The following is a 23,542-nucleotide window of genomic DNA, read 5'->3' on the forward strand; positions in this document are numbered from 1 at the left end:
TAACCGGGAGGATACGATGACACGCCAGGAGGCTCCTGAGCAGGAGCAGCGTGCGCACGATGCTGCGCTTTCACGACGAACGCTGGTCGGGGGGGCTGGCGCTCGGCGCCGCGGCCACGCTGGCGGGCCCCGCGCTGGCCCAGACCGGGCCTGCCGCACCGCCGACGACGATCACGACGCCGCCGCGCGACTTCGGCCCGGGCGGCGCGCCGACAACCTATTTCTGGGACCCCGACATCATCGCGGTCGATCCGTCCTTCAACGATCTCGCGCAGCCCAACACCGCGATCAAGCGTCTCTACACCGGGCTGCTCTGGGCGGAAGGCCCGGCGTGGAGCGCGCAGGGCCGCTATCTCTTGTGGAGCGACATTCCCAACAACCGGCAAATGCGCTGGACCGAGGACGACGGCCGCGTCAGCGTGTTCCGCTCGCCCTCAAACAATTCCAACGGCAACTCGTTCGACTTCCAGGGCCGCCAGCTCTCCTGCGAACACCTGACGCGGCGGGTGACGCGCTACGAGCATGACGGCACCGCCACCGTGCTCGCCGAGTCCTACCAGGGCAAGAAGCTGAACTCGCCGAACGACATCGCCGCGCATCCCGACGGCAGCTATTGGTTCACTGATCCGCCGTATGGCGGCCAGCTCTACGAAGGCGAGCCCGACGTCGCGGGCGGCCCGAGCAATGCAGGCGGCAAGCTCAATCCGCGGATCGGACAGCCGGCCGGCTTCGTGCCGGGCAAGCGCGAGCTGCCGACCAATTGCTATCGCATCGATCCCTCCGGCCGCATCGACCTCGTCGTCACCGAAGACCAGGTGCCCGACCCGAACGGGCTCTGCTTCTCGCCCGACTACAAGAAGCTCTACATCGCCTCGACCGGCAAAGGACCGGGCGACACCGGCCCCGGCGGCAAGGGCGAGATCTTCGTGTTCGACGTCGGCAGCGACAACAAGCTCTCGAACCTGAAGAAGTTCACCGATTGCGTGATCGACGGCGTGAAGTGCGGGCCGGATGGCCTGCGTTGCGACGTCAACGGCAATCTCTGGGCCTCCAGCAATGCCGGACGCGCCGTCGGCTACAGCGGCGTCACGGTGTGGTCGCCGGAGGGCAAGCTGCTCGGCCGCATCCGTCTGCCGGAAGTGTGCGGCAACGTCTGCTTCGGCGGCCCCAAGCGCAACCGCCTGTTCATGGCCGCGAGCCAATCGCTCTACGCCGTGTACACGGCGACGCAAGGCGCCGGACCGGGCTGACCGGCACCACCCACGAACGAACGCGCCGGCGTGAAGCGCCGGCGCCGAAGAACCTCGACTTTCGCGATATTGACTTTCCGCCGCCCCGCTCCCCATACTTTGCGAACAACAACAAGATCGAACGACGGTTTTGAGGGAGGATAGGATGCCGACTTCACGCAGGCAGCTGCTGAAGACATCGGCGGCTGCCGCCGCCGCACTCAGCCTCGATTGGACACGCGCCCAGGCACAAGCCGAGACTATACGCATCGGCCTGATCTACGACCTCACCGGCCCCTTCGCCGCCGGCGGCTCGGTCGCCTCCTCGATCGGCGCGCAGATCGCCATCGACCTCGTCAACGAGAAAGGCGGTGTCGGCGGCAAATACAAGGTTGCTCCGGTCGCCGCGGATTCGCAGAGCAAGCCGGACGTTGCGATCAACGAGGCCGAACGCCTGATCAGCCAAGAGAAGATCGACATCCTCAACGGCGTCTATGCCAGCTCGCATGCGGTGCCGCTCGCGGCCAAGGTCGAGCAGCAAAAGAAGATCCTCTGGATCACGACCGCGGTCTCGACCGCCGTGTTCAAGGACAAGAACCTGCAACACGTATTTCGCGCGCAGATCCATTCGGATCAATACGGCCAGGCCTTTGCAAGCTTCCTCACCGAGCACGCCAAAGCCAAGCTCGGCGTGGACCCGAAGGAGGTCAAGGTCGCGTTGATCCACGAGGACGGCCCTTATGGCGTCGGCGTTGCCTCCGCTGACGAAGCCTATGCGAAAGAGGCCGGCATTCCGGTGGTGCTGCGCGAAGGCTACTCGGCCTCGGCGCCCGATCTCTCGGTGCTGGTGACCAAGATCAAGCGGGCCAAGGCCGACGTGATCTCGCACGCGGGCTACAACCCTGACATCACCCTGTTCCTGCGCCAGGCCCGCGAGAGCGGGTTGCGCTTCAAGATGCTGTTCGGAGCCGGTGCCGGCTACAGCCAACTCGACAAGCTGCGCGCCACGTTCGGCGCCGACATCGACAATTTCTGCAACATCGACCCGGTGCCGGCACAGCTGCTCGATCCCGCCAAGCTCGCGCCCGGCATGGGCGATCTGATCAAGACCATGGTCAGTCGCTACCAGGCCAAGACCGGCGCCACCGACGTGCCACCGCACTGCTCGATGGGCTTCAACCAGACCTGGGTGCTGCTCAACAACGTGCTGCCTGTCGCCAAGGAGAAGTACGGCAGCTTCGAGCCCGAGGCGATCCGGAAAGCGGCGCTCGACGTCGACATCCCCGCGGGCGGCACGATCCAGGGCTATGGCGTGAAATTCTTCCCGCCGGGCACGCCGCTCTCCGGCCAGAACGAACGTTCGACGCCGGTCGTGATGCAGAACGCCGGCGCGCACATCTCCGTCGTGTGGCCGACCAACATCCGCACGCAGGACCCGGTCTTCCCGCTGCCGAAGGGCTCGACCTACGGGGCGTGAGGGGGCGGCACGGGCAGTGTACACCCTCTCCCCTTGCGGGAGAGGGTGGCTCGCCGCGTTGCGGCGAGACGGGTGAGGGGTCTCCCTCCGCGTGTTCAACTCTCATTGGGATGCGCGGAAACAACCCCTCATCCGGCGCTTCGCGCCACCTTCTCCCGCAAGGGGAGAAGGGAAGCGTGCCTGCGGAGACACGTTGCTTTCACAACACCACCCGCCGCCCCTCCTCCGCCGCCCAATATCCTGCGTAGTTCACCTTGATCGTCTCATAGGCCAGCGCGAGGTCCGACAGCGGCTGGCGGCCCGTCGCGACGCATTCCATGAAGTCCTGGATCTCCTGCAAATAGCCGCGCGTCCATTCCTCCTCGAGGCAGACATATTGCCAGCCGGCTTTGCGGTCGACCTTCTCGGTGATGTAGACGGAAGCGAGCTTCTCCTCGCTGGTCTGATAGCTCATCAGATGATTGTTGGGCGTGATGTTGGCAAACAGCGAGCCGCCGCTCGTATAGGTCTCGATCAGATTGCGCACGCCGCCCATGATCATGTCGCCGGAGAACACCGTCGCCTTGGTGCCGTCCGAGAAAGTGGCGGTGAGCGTGCCCCAGTCCTCGACATCGACGGGATTGGCCTTGATGTAGCTGCGCTCCTCCGGCTTGAGCCCGGCGGTGACGTTGCCGACATCGCCGGTGACGCTGGCCACATGGATGCGCTCGCCGCGCGCCTTGGCTTCGACCTGCTTCAGATACAGCACGGCCGAGAGGGGATGGCAGCCCATGCGGATCAGCGAGCCGCCGCCGGTCATCGCCCATTGCGCGGCATGCGCGGCGTGCGAGCCGGAATGGCTCTCCTCGCCCTTCATGAACAGGATCTTGTCCTTGGTCGCCTTGATGATCTCGGCGGTCTTGGTTACGGCCGGCGCGTAGATCCAGTCCTCGGCATACATGAAGAGCTTGCCCGTGCGCTCGATCGCGGCCCGCGTCCTGTCCATCTCTTCGATCACGCGTTCATACATCAGCGCCTTCGGCACGTGCTTGCCGATCGGCTGCTGATCGCCTTCGCGGCCGAAATAGCCGGCGAACGGCTTTTCGCAGATGACGTGCTTGCCGGACTGCATGGCGGCGACGATCATCTCGGCGTGAAGATTGGGCGGGGTGCAGATGTCGACGACGTCGAGATCGCGGTCGGCGATCAGCTCGGCGAAGCTGCGGTAAACACGCGGGATATTGTGATGCCCGGCAAACGCGACAACCTTGTCGCCGCGGGCAGCAACCGCCGCGACCTCGACGTCAACGCCATAGACGCGCCGGAACGCATACATGTGCAGCTCCGACACGAAGCCGCAGCCGACGAGTCCTACCCTGATCCTTGTCATAGCGCCCCCTTTGCATTGGGCGGCACTATAGCGCGCTCGGACGCCTAATCCACCGAGACCTGAACGACGCCCGCGCCCATGATGCATGGACCCGGCAGGGCCATCACACGTTGTTACTGCCGGTGGAACACCAGCGTGCGGACTTCGATGCTCTCGCGGGGCACAGCATCGGCCGGCGTGGTCGGATCAACGAATGCGGTATGCGGCCCGAAACGGGTCCGGCCGTCGGTTGCGGAATCGTAGCACTTCAGCAGCAGCGCCTCATCCGGCGTCATCTCCGGGAAATAGAACCAGCGGTGGTTCGGATTGTATTTCACCGAATAGGTCTCGCCGCGGCGGTTGGGATAGATCAGGTCGGAAGCGACGAGGTCTTCCGGCTTGACCGTGGTGCCGTCGGCCATGGCGAGCGGTGAATCCCGCAAGGGACCGCGGATCGGCCGCCACAGATTGATCACCTGCACGCGCCCCTTCAGCAGCTCGTCGGCTTCATCAGGCAGATGCTCGCGCACGCGGTTGGCGCCGGAGATTGCCGTCTGGTCGACATGGACGCGCGTGGCCGGCTGACGCGGGCCGCCGTCGCGGATATCCGGCGCGCCTTCGACACGCTTGCGCACGGTGTGGTCGAAGATGACGACGCGGTCGGCCGTCAGCGTCGCGCGCAGGAACGCCTCGACCGCTGGATAGTAGACGCTGCGGATTTCCTCGTCGTTGTAAAAATCCTTCACCTGGGTCGGATGACGCACCAACGCAAAGCCCTCGCGATCCAGCGAGAAGTTCTGCGCGATCAGCCGCGCATCGAAGATCGGCACCTGATGCGGCTCCGGCAGCGAGGTGGTTTTCGGCTCACCCGGCGGCGGATCGAACGCGTAGGTGCGCGGCTTGCCGTCGATCGGTGCGAGATAATTGAGTTCGGCGGTGACGAAGGGAAGCGATTCGATTTTTGTTTCTTGCAGGCCCATGGCCGGTCTCCCGATGTGGTCGTCGGATTGATCTTTGCGGGAGTGCGCCGTGCCGCAAGAGCTGCGGCGCAAATAGCAATAAGGGTGTTGTCGCGAGCGCTATGGGCAGGAGGATTGTTTCGAGGAACGCGATCAAGTTGGAAGTTGTCTTCCTGCTTCACGGATGCTTGAGCGCTTGAGAGGTCTCGTGCCCCGGACACAGCGCATCACGAAGTGGTGCGCTGCTGAGCCGGGGCCCATCTAACCAAACGCAATCGGTGCGCCATGGGGCCGGCTCAGCGCAGCAGCGTTTCACGCTGCAGCGCGTCCGGGACACGAGAGTTGCGTAAAGGCTACAACCCCACCTTCGCGATCGCGTCCGTGAACGAGCGATCGACGATCTCCGCGGCATCCAGCTTCTGCTTGATCAGGCCCCAGCGGAAATAGAGGTCGATCGTCGCCTGCTCGTCTTTGACCACGCCGTCATCGATCGGCGCGATCCTGATCTTGGCGCGTGACAGCCAGTTCTGCGGCACGGCGGTGGGGATGTTCATCAACCTGCCCCAGGTCGCGGCATAGCTGTCGATATTGTTTAGCGACCAGGCCCGCGCCGCGGTGAGGCGGCGGATGAAATCGGTCAGCTCGGCGCGCTTGTCCCTGATCGCGTCGGGCCGCGCTACCTGGAAGCTCAGCCCCGGCGTCAGCCCTTCCGAGGTGATGACGCGCCGCGACTTGAACAGCACCTCCTCCTGGCTCACATACGGCTCCCAGGTCGACCATGCATCGACCGAGCCTTGCGTGTAGGCGATCTTGGCGTCGGACGGCGCCAGGAACGCGATCTGGACGTCACTCGCGCTCCAGCCGTTCTTCTCCAGCGCAGCAAGGATCAGCTGATGGCCGATCGAGCCGCGACCGGTTGCGATTTTCTTGCCGCGGAGATCGGCAAAGCTCTTGATCGCGGAGTTCTCTGGCACGAGGATGGCGAGGCCCTCGCGTGTCTGCCTGATGGCGGCTATCGCCTTGACCGGCGCACCGGAGGCGGCCGCGAAGGTGAAGGGCGCGTCGCCAACGAGACCGGTCTCGATCGCACCGGCGCTGAGCGCCTCCAGAAGCGGTGCCGCCGCCGGAAACTCCCTCCACTCGATCTTGTAGGGCACATCCTTGAGCACGCCGGCCGCTTCCATCACGGCCTGCGCATTGCCCTTCTGGTCCCCGACACGGAGCGTGGTTTGCGCAGCTGCGACTTCGAACGAAGCGAACAGCAGCGCGCCGGCCAACATGAGGCGGATCATTCTGCGGCCTCGCCGCGAACGGCCTGGCGCTTGGCGACCAGCTCGCGTGTCAGCGGGATCAGCTCCCGGCCGTATTCGATGCTATCGATCAGCGGATCGAAGCCGCGGATTAGGAAATGGCTGATGCCGAGATCGTAATAGTCACCGAAGACCTCCGCAACCTGCTCGGGCGTGCCGACCAGTGCCGTGGTGTTGCTGTTGGCGCCGGTCAGCTTTGCGATCTCGGTCCAGAGCCGCTTGTCGATGCGGCTGCCCTGATCGGCAAGCGCGAGCAGGCGCCGTGCGCCGGCGGTGGCATGCCCGTCACCGGGCTTGCGATAGCCGGTCTTGTCCTGGAGCGCGGTGGCGCGCGCGAGAATTTCCTCCGCCTTCTCCCAGGCCTGCTTCTCGGTCGGTGCAATGATCGGCCGCACCGACAGGCTGAAGCGCGGCGTCGGCCGCCCCTGCCGCACCGCGGCGTTGTGCACGCGCGAGGTGATATCGCGCACCTGCGCGTAGGATTCGCCCCACAGCGCAAAGGTGTCGGCATGCTTGCCAGCGACGTCGATCGCCGCATCCGAGGCGCCGCCGAAATAGACGCGGATGCCTTCGGGGCGATACGGCTTCACCTGCGAGAAGGCGTTCTCGACCTGGTAGTACCTGCCCTTGTAGCTGAACGGCTTGTCGCTGCTCCATTGCAGCTTGAGCACGTCGAGGAATTCAGAGGTGCGGGCATAGCGCTCGTCCTTGTCGTCGAGAGTGTTGCCGTCTTGCCGCAGCTCGGTGGCGTTGCCGCCGGTGATGACATGGAGCGCGACGCGGCCGCGGGAAAACTGGTCGAGCACGGCGAACTGCCGCGCCAGCAATGTCGGGGCGGTAAAGCCGGGCCGCTGCGCGATGAGCACGTTGAGCCTCTCGGTGTGATTGAGCACGTGCTGGGCGACCTGGAGCGCATCGGGCGAGGTCGAATGAAACGCCAGCAGCGCGCGGTCGAAGCCGGCATTCTCATGCGCCTTCGCCACCGTCTCGATATGGGTCGGATTGAGCACCGATCCTTCCCGAACGATGGTCTCGGACGAATTGTTGTTGCTGATGAAGCCGATGAACTCGATCGACATGATCGTCTCCCTGTTGATCCCTAGAGGCCGAGTGCGAGGCGGCCGAGACCGATGCGCGTGGAATCATCCTGCGGCGTGTGCACGCGGCCGCACAGCACGTCGCGATAATGCCGCTCCAGCGGATTGGCGCGGCTGAGCCCGTGGTTACCGGTCAACGACAGCGCGTCCTCGACGACGGCAACGGCGTTGTTGGTCACGGTCAGCTTGATGACGTTGGATTCACCGGCAGAGAGATCGACGCCATCGTCGAAGTCGCGGGCAGCCGTGTCGATCAAACGTGCGTTGACCGCAAGCCGCGCCTCGATGGCCCCGACGATCTCCTGCGCGCGGGCTAAGGTCGCCAGCGGCGCGCCGAGGCTGGCAGGCACGCGCTGCTTCAGGAAATTGATCAGCCAGTCGCGCGCGGCGCGGGCAACGCCGTCGTAGATCGCGGCGATGAAGACGGTGTGCACAGTCTGCTGCGTAACGTCGAGCGTGCGCCAGTCCGCCGGCTTGCGCAAATCGACCTCGGCGTCGAGCGGGACCACGACGTCGTCGAAGATGACGTCGTGGCTGCCGCTGGCGCGCAGGCCGTGATGGTCCCAGGTCTGGACGATGCGCGTGCCCGGCAGGCCCGCCGGCACCAGGAACTGGCCGACGCGCGGCTCCGCCTCGTCGGTGCGCGCCCAGACCAGGTACCATTTCAGGATCGGCGATCCCGTCGAGTAGATCTTGTGGCCGGAGAGGCGCCAGCCGGTTTCGGTGCGCCGCGCGATCGTCGCCGGCAACCCTCCGCGCGCAGGCGAGCCGAGCTCCGGCTCCACGCGCAGGGCGTTGATGAGCGCGATGCCCTCAACACTTTCGCGCGCGAGCTTGCGCGACAGTCGCGCCGGCCAGTTCGGACTGCGCGCCATCACGAGATGATTGATGTAGTGCATCGACAGCACCAGCGCGGTCGACGGATCGGCCTTGCCGAGAATGCCGAGCACGCGCGCGGCATAGCGCGCGCCGGCACCGGCGCCGCCATGAACCGCCGGCACCGTCAGAGACAGCAAGCCTGCCTCCGAGAGCTCGCGAAAATTCTCGAAGGGAAAGCTGCCGAGCCGGTCGTGCTCGGCCGCGCGCGCCGCAAAGCTTGTGGCAAGCGTCGCTGCGCGGGCGATGTAGTCGGGCTCGCTGTGAGCCGTGCGGCCCTTGGCTATGGAGGTCACCATGTGGCATCTAACCCCAACAGCCCGAGGATCTGGCGACGCAGGTCGGCCAGATACGGATCGCCGCGATGGCGCGGATACGGACGGTCGACGCGGATATCGGCCTTCACCCGCGCGGGACGATCGCTGAACACGATGACGCGGTTGGCGAGCACCAGCGCCTCCTCCGCATCATGCGTCACCAGCAGCGTGGTGAACCCCTTGCGCTGCCAGAGCGCGACGAGCTCGGCCTGCATGGTGATGCGGGTCAGCGAGTCCAGTTTCCCCAGGGGCTCATCCAGGATCAGGATCTTGGGATCGTTGACCAGCGCCCGCGCCAGCGCGACGCGCTGCGCCATGCCGCCGGAGAGCTGGTGCGGATAGGCGTTGCGGAACGGCGAAAGCCCGACGAGGTCAAGCGCGTCATCGACGCGCTGGCGCTGGCTCCTCAAAATGCCCTGGGCCTCAAGGCCCAGGGCGACGTTGTCCCAGACCGACCGCCAGGGAAACAGGGTCGGATCCTGGAACACGACGACGCGCGAGGGATGCGGGTTCCTGATGCGCTCCTCGTCCTCCCGCAGCCTTCCCGCCTTCGGCTTGTCGAGGCCGGCGATCAGCCGCAGCAAGGTCGACTTGCCGCAGCCGGACGGGCCGAGCAGCGCGACGAACTCGCCGGGCTCGACCGAGATGCTGACGTCGCTCAGCACCGGCAGCTCGGTCCCGTCGATGTCGAAGGCGTGGCTGACCTGCTCGATATCGAGCGCGGCGCCGGTGGCCGGATGCGTGACCGCTTCGGCGAGAGCTGTGGCTACCATTTGACGGTCCCCTTCTGCCAGACCAGGAGGCGATCGCGGATCGCAAACAGCAGCGTGATTGCGCCGGAGCAGAGCAGCGACATCACGATCAGCGCTGCATACATGTTGGCGTAGGCGGCCCAGCCCTGCGCCCATTGCAGGTACCAGCCGAGCCCGGCCTTGACGCCGATCATCTCGGCGACGACGAGCACGGCAAAGGACGAGCCGAGCCCCATGAACAGGCCGACGAAGACGTGCGGCAACGCGGCCGGGATCGCGACCTTCAGCACCAGGAACGAAGGCTTTGCCCCCAGCGTGCGCGCGACGTCGTAATAGGCGTTGCTGACGCTCGCGACGCCCGACCAGGTCAGCACGGTAACCGGGAAGCCCGTTGCCAGCGCGATCAGGAAGGTCGAGGCGCTCCAGCTCGACGGAAAGGTGAAGAAGGCGATCGGCAGCCAGGCGGTCGCCGGCAGTGGGCCGATGAAGCGCAGCACCGGATGCACCCAATAACCGACCGCGCGCGACCAGCCGATCGAGACGCCGGTTAGAAAGCCAATCGTGGCGCCGATCAGATAGCCGCCGAGCTGGAGCTTGATCGAGGCAAGGACGCTGTCGAGCAGCTTCGGCAGATCGTCGGTATAGACCTCGATGATCGCCTGCGGCGGCGGGAAGAACGGCAGCGGCAGCCAGGCGAATTTTGCCGTCGCGACCTCCCACACCGTCAGGAACACCCCGAGCGCGACCAGCCATGGCGCGCGCTTGTGCAGCGCCTGTCCTGCCGATCCCAGATAGTCGGCCCCGACGGTGCCGAACAGCGCGAGCGCCGCGATGATGAAGGCGGCGATGCCGAGTGAATGCGTGCGCGACCAATCGCCGACATCCTGCCACCACAGGCAGGACAGGCCGAGGGCGATCCAGGCGACGCTGGCGAGAACGCCGGCGCCGGACTCCCGGATCCAGCTCGCCAGCAGCGGCACGCGCGAGGTGCGCGGCGCGCCCGAGGCAAGGCCGTCAGACAGCGAATACGTCGACATAGATGCGCTCCGCGAATTTGGCGGTGTCGGTGCTCTGCTTGAAGACCTGCACGCTCTTGAGGTCGTCGGCGTAGGCCTTGAGCTCGCGCTTCAAGATCTCGCCGACGGGATGATGATGGTGGGTGTGGTAGCGCACCATGCCCTCGATATCGGCGAGCGTCGCCGCCTTCGGCGCATAGGGCTGGAACGATTTCGCCGCGAGCGTCGCATTCTGCGCGGTGAACATCGCAGCATCGAGCAGCGCCTGGGTGATGGCGCGCGCGACTTGAGGCTCTTCGCGCACGAGCGAGCCGCGCAGGCCGAGGATGCAGCAGCTCTTCTCGCGGTACTCCCCATCGAGATTTGAGGCGACCTCCTTGTACTGTGTGTCCTTGAGCCAGAGATAGGCGAGCGGATCGGACGACAGGAACGCCTGCACCTCGCCCTTCTCCACGGCAACGTTGAGCAGATTGCCGGGATAGGCGCGCCAGTCGACGTCCTTCACCGGATCGATGCCGAGTTTGGCCAATTGGATCGAGAAGAAGTTCTTGTCGGGACCGGCGAGATCGCCGACCGCGACGATCTTGCCCTTGAGGTCGGTCAGCTTCGAGACGCCGGAATCGGTGCGCGACAGCACCCGCATGCAGCCGCCATGGGTGCCCGCGGCGATCTTGACGTCAAAACCCTGCTCCAGCGGCTTCAGCCAGCGCAGCGCCATGCCGAGACCGGCATCGCTTTTGCCTGTCGCGATGGCCTCGAGCAGCTGGTCGGTCGAGCCGGAATAGTTGACGAGCTCGACGTCGAGATTATGCTTCTTGAAGAAGCCGTGCTCGATCGCGACCGGCACCGGCGCGAGGCAGACGGCGCCGGCATTCCACGACAGCTTCAGCTTGCGCGGCGCGCCAGTGAGCGCGGGTGCGTCAGAGGCCGTGCGGCACAGCGGAAACTCGGAGAAGTCGACACCCGGCGCGATGGCGCGCGGTGCGAAGGCCTGCGCGCCCAGCGCGCCGAGCGGCGCTGCGAAGGCGGCGGCAAGCCCTGCCTGAAGCAGGTGGCGCCGGTCGAGTTTCGACCCGCTGCGCTGGTTATCGTTGTTCATCGGCCTGGCTCCTGCGCTGGCACGGCTCCGCCGTGTACGCAACGGGTCGCGTTGCGCATGTTCCGTGCGGAGCTGCGTCTAAGAGAAAATTGTTCCGTCGGCGCTTGGCGCGCCGTGTTGATGCGATGCGCAAATCATGCGGCGCGTTCGCGGCATCGTCAATGAAATGGATTTTCGAATGTTGCGCGAAGGGAAGACATTCTCTCCATCCGCGCATGGGCAAGCGATGAAAGGATTTTCGCAGATGCATAGGCACGCAGGGTCAACCGCGACTCCATCGCCTGCTGCATCCCTGTGCAGCGTCTGCCGCGCACGCTGCGCATTCTCGAAAGCGCCGGCCCGCTGAAACGTCATTGCCTGAAGCACGCACAATACGGTTGGCCATTTCATTGACGGCGCACCGCGCGCTCATAGACTTGATCGTCTCGCTGCACCGTTCGCTCACGCATCGTGAGCAACGCAACAAGACGGATCCAATGAGCATCAACTCTCACGACCATTCCATCACACGCCGGCTCGCCACCTCGCTGCTCGCCGCCGCCATCACGCTATCGACCGCTGCCGCATCGCTCGCCGCCGACATTGTCGTGCTGCGCGTCGGCGACCAGAAGGGCGGCAATCGCTCGCTGCTCGAAATCTCCGGCTATGCGAAGGACCTGCCTTACAGAATCGAATGGTCGGAATTCCCCGCGGCCGCGCCGATCCTCGAAGCGCTCAATGCCGGCGCGCTCGACGTCGGCTACACCGGCGATCTCTCGTTCCTCTCGGTCTATGCCGCGGGCGCGCCGATCAAGGCGATCGGCGGCACGCGCTCGGATGCGAAGACGCAGGCTATCCTGGTGCGTCAGGATTCGCCGATCAAATCGGCGGCCGACCTCAAGGGCAAGCGGCTCGCCGGCACACGCGGCGGCTGGGGCCAGTTCCTGATCGATGCGACACTGGAGAAGGCAGCGATCAAGCTGGAGGATGCGACCTTCGCGCCGCTCGGCCCGGTCGATGCCAAGATCGCGCTGCTCGCCGGCTCGATCGACGCCTGGGCGGTGTGGGAGCCCTACGTCTCGTTCGCGACGTTGAAGGACAAGGCTCGCGTCATCGCCAACGGCGAAGGGCTGACGCCGACCATCACCTTCATCGTCGCCTCCGACAACGCCATCGCCACCAAGCGCGCGGCGGTGCAGGATCTGGTGCAGCGCTTGAACAAGGCGCGACTGTGGTCGCTGGACTATGTCGCCGAATACGCCAAGAACACGGCCGAATTGACCAAGCTGCCCGAGGACGTGCTGCTGTCGGCCTACACCGCGCAGCGCACCGGCCCGATCGTGATCGACGAGAACGTGGTCAAGGAGGTGCAGGAAGCCTCCGACCGCGCGACGCGCTACGGCATCCTGCCGAAGAAGCTCGACGTCAGCAAAGCCGTCGACCGCAGCTTCACGGCTGCGGCCGCGGGATCGAATTAGGCGACGGCGGGATGCACAGGCTTCACCTCAAGCCCGCCATTGCATCTCGCCGCGATCCTGCTCATGCATGTTGCATGCATGAGCCTGATCGTGTGGCTGTCATTCTAGCCGCGCGGTGCTCACCAATAGGCGCGGTAGTAGGGACGGGGATAAACACCGAACGGGCGGTGATAAACCCGGTACGGCCGGTAATAGCCATAGCTGTAATACGGACGGTACGGCCGATAGTATCGCGGATAGACCGGTGCGTAGCCGTAGCCGCCGTAATAGGCGGGGGCGTAACCATAGCCGTAGCCCGGATATCCATAGCCGTAGCCGCCATAATAGGGCCGGCCATAATAGCCGTAGCCGTAAGGAGACCCCGCGGCGATGGCGCCGCCGATGAGCGCGCCGGCTGCGAGACCACCGAGGGCAAAGCCCCAGCCGCTGCCACGCCAATGCACCGGTGTGACATTATCACCGGCCGCAGCCTTCATCGTCGCAACGTTGGTCGGCATCGGGGCCGCCGTGGCCTGCCCGATCTGGGCCACCATGACCACCCCGGCCAATGAACAGGCAATCGCCGTCTTCCAGATCCTCATCGTCCTACTCCCTGTCTGACCTTTCGCTTGGAAAAAGGATCGCAGCGTCATGATCGGACATCCTTGCGCCAAGTCAAAGCATTGAATTTCAAAGCCTGGAGTTTGCGTGCACCGCACAAGACGCTTGCCTCCGTTCTGATCAACCGGTGCCCGGCGACGTCATCGCCTGTGACAGCCGCGCGACGGTGGCTGAGGCCCGATCACCCCGGCAAGGCATTAAGCTTCCCGTGCATTCGCAACCAACAACCACCTTCACGATTTACTATTCGTGCCATTACTATCGGTTCCAATGTGCGCGGCCGGGAGGCTTCTCGCGAGCGCCAGAGTTGTGGGAGGATCACATGAGTGCCGCGAGACCCGAGCCGCTTGCCCGTCAGGCGCTGGCGTTTGTCCTGGCCGGAGGACGCGGCAGCCGCCTGCTGGAGCTGACCGACCGCCGCGCCAAGCCGGCGGTCTATTTCGGCGGAAAGTCCCGCATCATCGATTTCGCGCTGTCGAACGCGGTGAACTCCGGCATCCGCCGTATCGCGGTGGCGACCCAATACAAGGCGCACAGCCTGATCCGGCACCTTCAGATGGGCTGGAACTTCTTCCGCCCCGAACGCAACGAGAGTTTTGACATCCTGCCCGCCAGCCAGCGCGTCTCCGAGAGCATGTGGTATGTCGGCACGGCGGACGCGGTGTACCAGAACATCGACATCATCGAATCCCACGCCTGCCGCTTCATCGTCGTGCTGGCCGGAGACCACATCTACAAAATGGACTACGAGGTGATGCTGCGCCAGCACGTCGAGAGCGGCGCCGACGTCACCGTCGGCTGCCTGGAAATGCCGCGGACCGAATCTTCCGGTTTCGGCATCATGCATATCGACGAGAACGGCTGGATCCAGGAGTTCCTGGAGAAGCCGAAGGATCCGCCGCCGATGCCGGGCAAGCCGGACGTCTCGCTCGCCAGCATGGGCATCTACGTGTTCGACGCGAAATTCCTGTTCGACCAGCTCAAGCGCGATGCCGAGGACCCGAACTCGAACCACGATTTCGGCAAGGACATCATTCCCTACCTGGTCAAGAACGGCCGCGCGATGGCGCACCAGTACTCGACCTCCTGCGTCCGCTCCGGCAGCGACACTCGCGCCTATTGGCGCGACGTCGGCACGGTCGATGCCTATTGGGCCGCCAATATCGACCTTACCGACGTGGTGCCCGAGCTCGACCTGTTCGACCGCGCCTGGCCGATCTGGTCCTATGCCGAGATCACGCCGCCGGCGAAATTCGTCCATGACGAGGAGAGCCGGCGCGGCCAGGCGGTGAGCTCGCTGGTCTCCGGCGGCTGCATCATCTCCGGCGCGTCGCTGCGCCGCTCGCTGCTGTTCACCGGCGTGCGCATCAACTCCTACGCCAATGTCGAGAATGCCGTGATCATGCCTTACGTGAGTGTCGGCCGCGGCGCCCGCTTGAGGAACGTCGTGATCGACCGCGGCGTCGAGATCCCGGAAGGGCTCGTCGTCGGCGAGGATCCCGAGTTCGACGGAAAGCGCTTCCGCACCACCGAGCAGGGCATCTCGCTGATCACCCAGCCGATGATCGACAGGCTCAATACATGACGCCTGTTCGCGTCCTCGCGGTCGCCTCTGAAGTCTATCCCCTCGTCAAGACCGGCGGCCTCGCAGATGTTGCGGGCGCGCTGCCGATTGCGCTGAAGGCGCATGGCGTCGAGATGCGCACCTTGCTGCCGGGCTATCCCGACGTGATGCGCCTTTTGTCCGGCACAGAGGAACTGCGGCGCTGGCCCGATTATTTCGGCGGTCCCGGCCGGCTGCTGGCGGGTTCGCATGCCGGGCTCGATCTGTTCGTGCTGGACGTGCCGCATCTCTATGCGCGGCCGGGCAACCCCTACGTCACCACTGACGGCGTCGACTGGGCGGACAACGGCGTGCGCTTCGCCGCGCTGTCGCGCGTGGCGGCCGATATCGGCCACGGCCTCGTGCCGGCCTTCGTGCCCGATGTCGTGCATGCCCACGACTGGCAGGCGGGGCTCGCGCCGGCCTATCTGCACTACGACAATCGTCCGCGGCCCGGCACCGTGATGACCATCCACAACATGGCCTACCAGGGCAAGTTCGCCCCTGAGCTGATCGGATCGATCGGCCTGCCCTGGCATGCCTTCAACGTCAACGAACTGGAATATTTCGGCGGCATCAGCTTCTTGAAGGCCGGCTTGAGCCTTGCCGATCGTATCACCACGGTATCGCCGACCTACGCGAAGGAAATCCAGAGCGACGAAGGCGGCATGGGCCTCGGCGGCCTGCTTCGTGAACGATCCAACGTGCTGAGCGGCATCCTCAACGGCATCGACACCGAGGTCTGGAATCCGCAAACCGATCCCCACATCGCCTACCGCTTCGGCGCGGAAGACCTGACCTTCCGGGCCGCGAACAAGGCGGTGCTGCAGCAGCAGTTCAACCTCGATTCCTCGGACGAAGCGCCGCTGCTCGGCGTCATCAGCCGGCTGTCGTGGCAGAAGGGGCTCGATCTCCTGATGGAGGCCATCCCGACCATCCTGCGCGAAGGCATGCAGCTCGCGCTGCTCGGCAGCGGCGACCGCGATCTGCAGGATGGCTACCAGGCCGCGGCCCGCGCCAATCCAAGCCGGATCGGCGTCGTGATCGGCTATGACGAAATCCTGGCGCACCTGATCCAGGCCGGCTCGGACGCGCTGATCGTGCCGTCCCGCTTCGAGCCGTGCGGCCTAACCCAGCTCTGCGCGCTGCGCTATGGCGCCGTGCCGATCGTCTCGCGCGTCGGCGGCCTCGAAGACACCATCGTCGATATCGGCGAGGCCGACGCGTCCGGCCACGATGCCACCGGCTTCAAATTCGCCCCCGTGACGGCGGATGCCCTCGCCGGCACGCTGCGCAAGGCCAACACCGCCTTCCACGACAAGCTGACCTGGCGCCGCCTGCAACGCAGCGGCCTTGCGACCGACGTCTCCTGGCGCAACCGCGCCGGCGACTATGCCGCGCTGTACCGCAGCCTCATGGAGGCGCGCGCGTGAGTCTGCAAGCCGGTCGCGTTTGATAGTGGCTTTCGTAGCCTATCCTTCGAGACGCCCGCCTCCAGCGGGCTCCTCAGTATGAGGACGGAGAACGCGGCAACAAGTTCGGTGCTGCTGAGCCTCATCCTGAGGAGGCGCGCAAGCGCCGTCTCGAAGGACGAGGCGCGCGCAGACTGCCGCCCGAAGCGTGACCGTCGTCGAATCCATGCTATAGAGCGCGCATGGACCCGCTCATGATCAAGCTGATCGGCTTTGCCGCCGCCACCTGCACCACCGTCGCTTACGCGCCACAAGCCATCAAGGTATGGAAGACCCGCTCCACCGGCGACATCTCGCTCGGCATGTTCCTGGTGATGGTGCTGGGCCTCGCGCTCTGGCTCATCTACGGCCTGCTCTCGGGCGATGGCCCCCTGATCGCCTCGAACGCCGTCACCATGCTGCTCGCCGGTGGCATCCTGGTGATGAAGCTGAGATACGGGTGAAGTTGCGACGCTCCTCTTCCTTCTCCCCTTGTGGGAGAAGGTGGCGCGAAGCGCCGGATGAGGGGTTCGCTCCACGAGTTCATTGCGCGAGATTCCCCGGCGGAGAGAGACCCCTCACCCGTCTCGCCGCTTCGCGGCGATCCACCCTCTCCCACAAGGGGAGAGGGTAGAAGAATTCATCCAAACACATACGAGGCCATCGCCACATGCGCGACCTCGTCGACGAAGACGCGCCGTCCGACGTCGCTTCCCGCAGCACCGGCCGCCACCATCAGCGGCAGCAGATGGTCCTCGCGCGGATGTGCAAGGCGTGCGCTCGGCGCATTCTCCCAATCGACCAGCATGGCATTGCGGCGCGCCGCATCGGGGTTGCTGATCGCCTCGTTCAGATAGGCCTCGAAATCATACGAGACGGGCTTGGACTCCGGACGGTTGAAGCCGCGCATGTTGTGATAGGTCAGGCCGCTGCCGACGATCAGGATGCCTTCGTCGCGCAAGGATGCGATCGCCTGCCCCACCTTGACGTGCTCGGCCGCGTCATAGCTGGACTTCAGCGACAGCAGCACGATCGGCATGTCGGCATTCGGATACATCAGCCCGAGCGGAACGAACGTGCCGTGATCGAAACCCTGGTCGGGATCTTCGCGGCAATCGAGGCCGGCGTGCGTGAGCAGCGCCTTCACTTGCGCGGCAAGCTCGGGCTTGCCCGGCGCCGGATATTTGATGTGGTAGGTATGCTCGGGGAAACCGTAATAATCGTAGACCATCGGTGGATGCGGCGAGGTCGACACCGTGAAGGCGTCGGCTTCCCAATGCCCGGTGATGACCAGCACGGCCTTCGGCCTCTCGGGCAGAAGCTGCGGCAAGTTCGCGAACGCCTCGGCGGTCTTGGCATATTGCACCCGCCTGTCCTCCATGAAGGGCCAGGGGCCGCCGCCATGCGACAGGAACAGGGTCGGAAGTCGCGTCATCGGCTCGTCTCGTTGACAACAGGCACGTGCGAGCGGTCCGCACGATCGGCGATGAGCATAGGCAAAGCGGCATGGTTAGCAAGTCGTTAACGATTTGCCGCCCAGAATCCCCGCTGGGCCGAAGCAGTCGGCCTGAAGACAAGTGAGACGTACGATGAGGAAGTTTGCGCTGGGGGACGTCGTCAACAGTGACAAGGGCCGCCGCGGTGTCGTCCGCGCCGCCTTCAAGTCGCGGGATGGCCAGCAGTTCTATGCGGTCGAGAAGGACGGCGCGATGGATTACCTGGAGGAAGACCGGCTCAGCCCGGCGCCGCGCGTCGAGCTCGCGGCTTAAATCCGCTTCATCTCCGGCCCTCATTTGCGAGCCGGTCGAGACGATCCGCGATCGGATCGTCGCCGCTCGCGATGCCATCGTTCGTGATCAGCAGCAGGCGATCGCCGCTGGCTGCGTCCCAGCGTGGCAGGTCGGGACCATGTAGGTCGGGACCATTGGGATCGCCACTTCGGGCGAAGTTTATCCAATAGGCGCGCATGCGGCCTGCGACCTCGCGGTCGCGCCGCGACAGGATGCCCGCACCGGGCACGCCTTCCGCACCGAAGATGAACTGCAGCTCGCGCCCGTGGCCGACGTCCGGATTGGCGCGCCTGGCCTCCGGCACATAGGCGAAGCGGTAGCGAAAGGTCGGCGCGCCGCCTGCCGCGTGCAGACGTGCCAGCAGCCGCACCGGCTCGGAAAAGACCTTGTCGGTGTAAATTCTTGCCGCGAGATCCGAAGGACTGGCGAGATCGGGATAGAGCTTGCGCAATTCGCCGTCGCCCGCGCCCGGCGGCGCAAGCTCCCCCTTGATCGCGGTCTCGTTCTCCAGGCCGGTCTCATCCTCGTTCGAGCCGATGATCAGGGGAATGCGGCTTTGGCGTCCGGCGGCAAAACCTGCGGCGAGGTCCTCGGTCGCGAGACGTCCATCCATCATCGGTGCAAAGCTGCGCGGCGATGTCTCCAGCAATTGTTTCTCGGCGGCCAGCAGGCGCCGCGGCTCGACCGCGCGCAGATCCGTCTTCGGCGAAAGCGCGGCCACGAAGAGCCGGCCGATGGCCTCCGCCTCTTCCGCCGAACGCAGGCGCGCGCGGCCGGGCACCGATTGCAGAATGGCCTTGTGGAACAGATTGCGCGCTTGCGCGGACAGCATCAGCAGCGCAATCGATGTCGCGCCTGCATCGCTGCCGAACAACGTGACGTTATCAGGATCGCCGCCGAACGCCGCGATATTGTCGTGCACCCAGTGCAGCGCGGCGATCTGGTCCATCAGGCCGAAATTGCCGGAGCCGGCGTCCGACAGCGCGGGATGCGAGAGCCAGCCGAGCGCGCCGAGGCGATAATTCACGGTGACCACGATGAGGCCCGCCTGCGCCAGCTTGGCGCCAACGAACAGCGCATCGTTCGCGGTGCCCGTGACGAACGCGCCGCCATGGATGAACACCATCACCGGCAACGGGCCGTCGACCCCGAAAGGACGAAACACGTTCAGCGTCAGGCAATCCTCGCTCGCCGCCGGCAGCGCCGGCTGAAGGCACGGCGCGCCGTAATCGTAGGCGGTGCGCATCTCCGAGCTTTCGGTCGTCGGCTGCGGCGGTTGCCAGCGCAGCGCGCCGAGCGGCGGCACCGCGTAAGCCAGCCCCTTGAACGAGGCCACCTCGCCTTCCACGGCGCCGAGCATCTGCCCTTCACGCGTCAGCGCGAATGGAAACTGCCCGACCGGCTGGGCGACCGCCGGGCCGGCGCCACACAGGACTGCAATAGCCGCAACGAATGCAAGCAAGGCCCGCATCTTCGCAACGATCTCGATAAAGGGTTTCGGCAGGTTATGTCCAGAGCCGTCGGCAAGGCAAGCCTCGCGCCTTGAGCCTAACCGCCTTTGCCGATCAGCTCCGCGAGCGCGTGGCGCGCGACGATGCCGAGCTCGCCGAGCGTGGAGTGTCCCGCCCGCGCCGCCTCGATCAGGCGCTCGGCGATGAACCTGCGGCTGTCGTGATCGCCGCCATGCGGCAATTGCCGGCACGTCTGCTCGAGGACGACGTCCATGTTCGCTTTGGTGCGTTCACTCAACTCTGTCATGACGCCCGGGCGGTACGCGTGGCTTGTAAGCGCAAGCATACACAGAAGGACGATGGCTGATTACCCCGGGCGATCACGGCCATTGTGCATCGCGGTGCGTGTGGTGCCACAACCTTCGCGCGGTCACGAAGCCGCCGCAAACGACCACCCTAAGATTGCACTTGCTGTAATGACAAGCTGAGCCTGCGGCGATAGCCTGCCGCCAAAACAAGACATCCGGGAGGAATACCATGCCTGACGCAATGGTTGCCACACGTGCCTCCGATGGGCGCGGAACCGCTCAGCAGGTCGATGTTGCCGTGGTCGGCGCCGGATTTGCCGGCCTCTACCTTCTCCATCGCCTGCGCAAGACGGGGTTCTCGGCAGTCGGGCTCGACGAGGCCGGCGATGTCGGCGGCACCTGGTATTGGAACCGCTATCCGGGCGCGCGCTGCGACATCCAGACCATCGATTACAGCTACACGTTCGATCCGGAGCTCGAGACCGCCTGGACTTGGTCGGAGAAATACGCGACCCAGCCCGAGATCCTGCGTTACCTCGGCTTCGTCGCCGATCGCTACGATCTGCGCCGCGATATCCGTTTCAAGACCAAGGTCACCGAAGCCAGATGGGACGAAGCGTCGGAGCGCTGGCTCATCACCACTGACAATGGGCCACCCGTCTCCTGCCGCCATTACATCATGGCGACCGGTTGCCTCTCCGCGCCAAAGCCGCCGGAGATCGACGGCGTCAAGGACTTCAAGGGCGAGGTCTATTTCACCGGGCGCTGGCCGCATGACGGCGTCGATCTCACCGGAAAACGCGTCGCCGTGATCGGCACGGGCTCCTCGGCGATCCAGTCGATCCCTGTGATCGCCGAGCAGGCTGCGCATCTGACGGTGTTCCAGCGCACACCGAATTTCGCGTTGCCGGCGCACAACGGCCCTGCGCCCGCGGACCGCATGAGCCTGTTGCAGAGCGACCGCGCGGCCTATCGCGAGCAGGCGCGGCAGTCGATGGCCGGCGTGCCCTATCCGCAGCAGACGGTCGTGAGCTGGCAGCTCAGCGATGCCGAGCGCCGCGAGCGGTTCGAGCGCGCCTGGGCCGCCGGCGACCTCGTCCACATCCTGACGCAGCTCTGGGCCGACCAGGCCGTAGACGTCGACGGCAACAAGATCGTCCAGGACCTGATCCGCGAGAAGATCCGCGTCGCCGTCAAGGATCCCGAGACCGCCGCGGCGCTGATGCCGGACGACCATCCGTTCGGCGCAAAGCGCCCCTGCCTCGAGACCAATTATTACGCAACCTACAACCGGCCGAACGTCACGCTGGTTAATCTGCGCAAGGAGCCGATCAAGGCGATCACCGCGAGCGGCATTTCCACGAACGGCCGCAGCTTCGACGTCGACGTCATCGTCTTCGCAACCGGCTTCGACGCCATGACCGGCGCGATCCGTGCCGTGCATCCGATCACCGGGCGCGGTGGCAAGTCGCTGTCCGATGTCTGGGCGCAGGGGCCGCAGACCTATCTCGGCCTCACGGTCGAGGGCTTCCCGAACTTCTTCATGATCACCGGACCCGGAAGCCCGTCGGTGCTGTCGAACATGGCGGTGTCGATCGAGCAGCATGTCGACTGGGTGGTCGATCGCGTTGCATCGCTGCGCGATGCCGGCTTCACCACGATCGAGCCGACCGAGACGGCACAGGCCGGCTGGAACAGGCACATGGCCGACTGCTCGATGCTGACGCTGCACCGGCTCGCCAACACCTGGTACACCGGCGCCAACGTGCCCGGCAAGGTGCAGGGGCTGATGCCCTATACCGGCGGCGTCGGCCCTTATCGCAGCATCTGCGACGAGGTGGTCAGCCGCGGCATGCTCGGCTTCAAGCTCACCGGCCCCGATGGCGCCATCCAATGCAACGACGGCGAGGTGGTGCGCCTGCAGCCGGACGTGCGGCTGGTGCTGAACCTGCTCGCCTCGCTCAACCTGCCGCCGATCGAGTCGATGGGCGCGCTCGGCGCCCGCGCCTTCGTCAACGAGTTCAACAAGGGCCGGCCTGCGGGGCGGCCGATCGGCGAGATCGTCGACGGCACCCTGCCCGTCGCCGGCGGTGCGTTGCCCTACCGCGTCTACAAGCCGGCAACGCCGGGACCGCATCCGGTCGTGGTCTATTTCCACGGCGGCGGCTGGGTGCTCGGCGACGAGCAATCGGACGAGCCGTTCTGCCGCGACATGGTGCGGCGGACCGGCATGATGTTCGTCAGCGTCGGCTATCGCCACGCACCGGAGCATCGCTTCCCGACCGCGGCCGAGGACGGCTATGCGGCCACGCGCTGGATCGCCGAGCACGCCGCCGAGCTCGGCGGCAGGCCGGGCCCGGTGCTGGTCGCCGGCTGGAGCGCCGGCGGCAACATTGCGGCCGTCACCTGCCAGCTCGCGCGCGACCGCGGCGGGCCCTCGATCGCCGGCCAGCTTCTGGTCTGCCCGGTCACCGACTGCAGCTTCGATCGGCCCTCCTACAACGAAAACGGGACCGCCTACTTCCTGACGCGCTCTCTGATGTACTGGTTCTGGGACCTCTATTGCTCGCCGGCGGACCGCACCGACCCGCGGGTCGCCCCGCTGCGCGGCAAGGTTGCCGGCCTGCCGCCGGCCCTCGTGGTCACCTGCGAGTTCGATCCGCTGCGCGACGAGGGCATCGCCTATGCCGAGGCAATGGCCGCAGCGGGCGTGCCGGTCGAGCAATTGAAGGCGCGCGGCCACTTCCACTCGTCCTTTGCGATGGTGGACGTGGTGATCACAGGCGTGTCGGGACGGGTGCAGATGGCGGAAGCCTTGCGGCGCTTCGCCGGACTGCCGCCCAAGATCAGCGGCAGTGACGGTCACGGAGATGGTCACGCCAGCCCGCGGCACGAGATCGCGGCCGCCGCGAGCTGACGCAGCCACGAGGCGGCCGGGAACCTTTTCCCGGCTGCCGCGTTGGCTGACCTGTGGCATTGAGATGCAGCGACAGATGTATGGGCCCCGGCACGCGAGCACGTGTGCTGGGGTCGTGTTTTGCGTGAGGCAGGGCAATGGGGGACGTGGTCGGGGATTCAAAGGTCAATTTCGGCGCGCTTGCGGTGCTGCATAAATGGCCATCACTTGCCAATCAGCGCCAGCCTGACCGGGAGCCCTACCAGCTCATCGAAGGCACGCTCGACGATTGCATCTCGGCTTTCATGCAGAAACCGGCGACGACCCGGCACCTCTACGAGATCCGCACCGTAGCGCAGCCGCCGCTCGTCACCGAGATCCTCTCCCCCGAACACGTCCTCGAGCTGTCGCGCTTGAGAGAATTTCTCTGACGCCCTTCACAAGCGTGCGAGCAGGAACCTTCTTCCGGTTCTTCCCGTTGTCAGGGATCAAAGCAATGACGTGAG

20 protein-coding genes and 1 pseudogene are annotated in these 23,542 nt (G+C 65.5%); 9 read left to right on the forward strand and 12 right to left on the reverse strand.

All coding sequences use genetic code 11. From position 1 onward, the window contains the following. The first annotated feature begins 16 nt into the window (after window positions 1-16). Window positions 17-1,250: pseudogene (locus I6F33_RS14495) on the forward strand (SMP-30/gluconolactonase/LRE family protein). Window positions 1,251-1,395: 145 nt separating this feature from the next. Then, complete coding sequence (locus I6F33_RS14500) at window positions 1,396-2,706, forward strand: ABC transporter substrate-binding protein (RefSeq protein WP_225143024.1); 1,311 nt, start codon at window positions 1,396-1,398, stop codon at window positions 2,704-2,706. A 199-nt stretch (window positions 2,707-2,905) separates the two neighbouring features. On the opposite strand, the gene I6F33_RS14505 is transcribed toward I6F33_RS14500, so the two are convergent. From I6F33_RS14505 to I6F33_RS14540, 8 genes are all read right to left on the reverse strand, one after another. Further along, complete coding sequence (locus I6F33_RS14505; protein ID WP_225143025.1) at window positions 2,906-4,075, reverse strand: Gfo/Idh/MocA family protein; 1,170 nt, start codon at window positions 4,073-4,075, stop codon at window positions 2,906-2,908. Window positions 4,076-4,188: 113 nt separating this feature from the next. Next, window positions 4,189-5,034, reverse strand: a complete 846-nt coding sequence (locus tag I6F33_RS14510; RefSeq protein ID WP_225143026.1) for a CmcJ/NvfI family oxidoreductase — start codon at window positions 5,032-5,034, stop codon at window positions 4,189-4,191. A gap of 332 nt (window positions 5,035-5,366) precedes the next feature. Next, window positions 5,367-6,305 carry an ABC transporter substrate-binding protein gene (locus tag I6F33_RS14515; protein WP_225143027.1) on the reverse strand — a complete coding sequence of 313 codons (939 nt, stop codon included), beginning with the start codon at window positions 6,303-6,305 and terminating at the stop codon, window positions 5,367-5,369. Continuing rightward, entirely contained in the window at window positions 6,302-7,402 is a 1,101-nt protein-coding gene (locus I6F33_RS14520) for an LLM class flavin-dependent oxidoreductase (protein ID WP_225143028.1), read from the reverse strand. The genes I6F33_RS14515 and I6F33_RS14520 overlap by 4 nt, the downstream gene beginning before the upstream one ends. Before the next feature lie 20 nt (window positions 7,403-7,422). Continuing rightward, window positions 7,423-8,595: an acyl-CoA dehydrogenase family protein gene (locus I6F33_RS14525; protein WP_074448139.1), complete on the reverse strand. Its 1,173-nt coding sequence runs from the start codon at window positions 8,593-8,595 to the stop codon at window positions 7,423-7,425. After that, window positions 8,589-9,386: an ABC transporter ATP-binding protein gene (locus I6F33_RS14530; protein WP_036006715.1), complete on the reverse strand. Its 798-nt coding sequence runs from the start codon at window positions 9,384-9,386 to the stop codon at window positions 8,589-8,591. Before I6F33_RS14530 ends, I6F33_RS14525 begins: the two co-directional genes overlap by 7 nt. After that, window positions 9,380-10,402, reverse strand: coding sequence for an ABC transporter permease (locus I6F33_RS14535; RefSeq protein ID WP_109144911.1), 1,023 nt, complete (start codon window positions 10,400-10,402; stop codon window positions 9,380-9,382). Before I6F33_RS14535 ends, I6F33_RS14530 begins: the two co-directional genes overlap by 7 nt. Further along, window positions 10,380-11,480: an ABC transporter substrate-binding protein gene (locus I6F33_RS14540; RefSeq protein WP_225143029.1), complete on the reverse strand. Its 1,101-nt coding sequence runs from the start codon at window positions 11,478-11,480 to the stop codon at window positions 10,380-10,382. Before I6F33_RS14540 ends, I6F33_RS14535 begins: the two co-directional genes overlap by 23 nt. A gap of 476 nt (window positions 11,481-11,956) precedes the next feature. Here I6F33_RS14540 and I6F33_RS14545 point away from each other — a divergent pair, with 476 nt between their 5' ends. Further along, window positions 11,957-12,937, forward strand: a complete 981-nt coding sequence (locus I6F33_RS14545; RefSeq protein ID WP_225143032.1) for an ABC transporter substrate-binding protein — start codon at window positions 11,957-11,959, stop codon at window positions 12,935-12,937. A 119-nt stretch (window positions 12,938-13,056) separates the two neighbouring features. Here I6F33_RS14545 and I6F33_RS14550 read toward each other — a convergent pair whose 3' ends face one another. Further along, the gene (locus I6F33_RS14550; protein WP_109144913.1) at window positions 13,057-13,518 is read right to left on the reverse strand and encodes a hypothetical protein; all 462 of its coding nucleotides are present in this window, start codon (window positions 13,516-13,518) and stop codon (window positions 13,057-13,059) included. A 341-nt stretch (window positions 13,519-13,859) separates the two neighbouring features. Here I6F33_RS14550 and glgC point away from each other — a divergent pair, with 341 nt between their 5' ends. From glgC to I6F33_RS14565, 3 genes are all read left to right on the forward strand, one after another. Further along, window positions 13,860-15,122 carry a glucose-1-phosphate adenylyltransferase gene (gene glgC / locus I6F33_RS14555; RefSeq protein ID WP_036006706.1) on the forward strand — a complete coding sequence of 421 codons (1,263 nt, stop codon included), beginning with the start codon at window positions 13,860-13,862 and terminating at the stop codon, window positions 15,120-15,122. Next, the gene (gene glgA, locus I6F33_RS14560; RefSeq protein WP_225143034.1) at window positions 15,119-16,573 is read left to right on the forward strand and encodes a glycogen synthase GlgA; all 1,455 of its coding nucleotides are present in this window, start codon (window positions 15,119-15,121) and stop codon (window positions 16,571-16,573) included. Before glgC ends, glgA begins: the two co-directional genes overlap by 4 nt. Before the next feature lie 221 nt (window positions 16,574-16,794). Beyond that, window positions 16,795-17,055, forward strand: a complete 261-nt coding sequence (locus I6F33_RS14565) for a SemiSWEET transporter (protein ID WP_025037992.1) — start codon at window positions 16,795-16,797, stop codon at window positions 17,053-17,055. Window positions 17,056-17,231: 176 nt separating this feature from the next. Here I6F33_RS14565 and I6F33_RS14570 read toward each other — a convergent pair whose 3' ends face one another. Next, on the reverse strand, window positions 17,232-18,026 hold the full coding sequence (locus I6F33_RS14570) for a class III extradiol ring-cleavage dioxygenase (RefSeq protein ID WP_036006697.1): 795 nt from the start codon (window positions 18,024-18,026) through the stop codon (window positions 17,232-17,234). 154 nt (window positions 18,027-18,180) lie between these two features. On the opposite strand from I6F33_RS14570, the gene I6F33_RS14575 reads away from it, so the two are divergent. Further along, window positions 18,181-18,360 carry a hypothetical protein gene (locus tag I6F33_RS14575; protein ID WP_036006694.1) on the forward strand — a complete coding sequence of 60 codons (180 nt, stop codon included), beginning with the start codon at window positions 18,181-18,183 and terminating at the stop codon, window positions 18,358-18,360. A 7-nt stretch (window positions 18,361-18,367) separates the two neighbouring features. On the opposite strand, the gene I6F33_RS14580 is transcribed toward I6F33_RS14575, so the two are convergent. Together I6F33_RS14580 and I6F33_RS14585 are read right to left on the reverse strand one after the other, a co-directional pair. After that, on the reverse strand, window positions 18,368-19,852 hold the full coding sequence (locus I6F33_RS14580; RefSeq protein WP_225143036.1) for a carboxylesterase/lipase family protein: 1,485 nt from the start codon (window positions 19,850-19,852) through the stop codon (window positions 18,368-18,370). Between the two features lie 77 nt (window positions 19,853-19,929). Then, entirely contained in the window at window positions 19,930-20,178 is a 249-nt protein-coding gene (locus I6F33_RS14585) for a hypothetical protein (protein WP_036006688.1), read from the reverse strand. Between the two features lie 191 nt (window positions 20,179-20,369). Between I6F33_RS14585 and I6F33_RS14590 the strand changes: the two genes are divergently transcribed. Next, the gene (locus tag I6F33_RS14590) at window positions 20,370-23,057 is read left to right on the forward strand and encodes an alpha/beta hydrolase fold domain-containing protein (RefSeq protein ID WP_225143038.1); all 2,688 of its coding nucleotides are present in this window, start codon (window positions 20,370-20,372) and stop codon (window positions 23,055-23,057) included. A 137-nt stretch (window positions 23,058-23,194) separates the two neighbouring features. Further along, complete coding sequence (locus I6F33_RS14595; protein ID WP_036006682.1) at window positions 23,195-23,467, forward strand: hypothetical protein; 273 nt, start codon at window positions 23,195-23,197, stop codon at window positions 23,465-23,467. Window positions 23,468-23,542: the final 75 nt, after the last annotated feature.

This window comes from Bradyrhizobium sp. BRP20 (assembly GCF_020194215.1).
Lineage (GTDB): Bacteria > Pseudomonadota > Alphaproteobacteria > Rhizobiales > Xanthobacteraceae > Bradyrhizobium > Bradyrhizobium yuanmingense.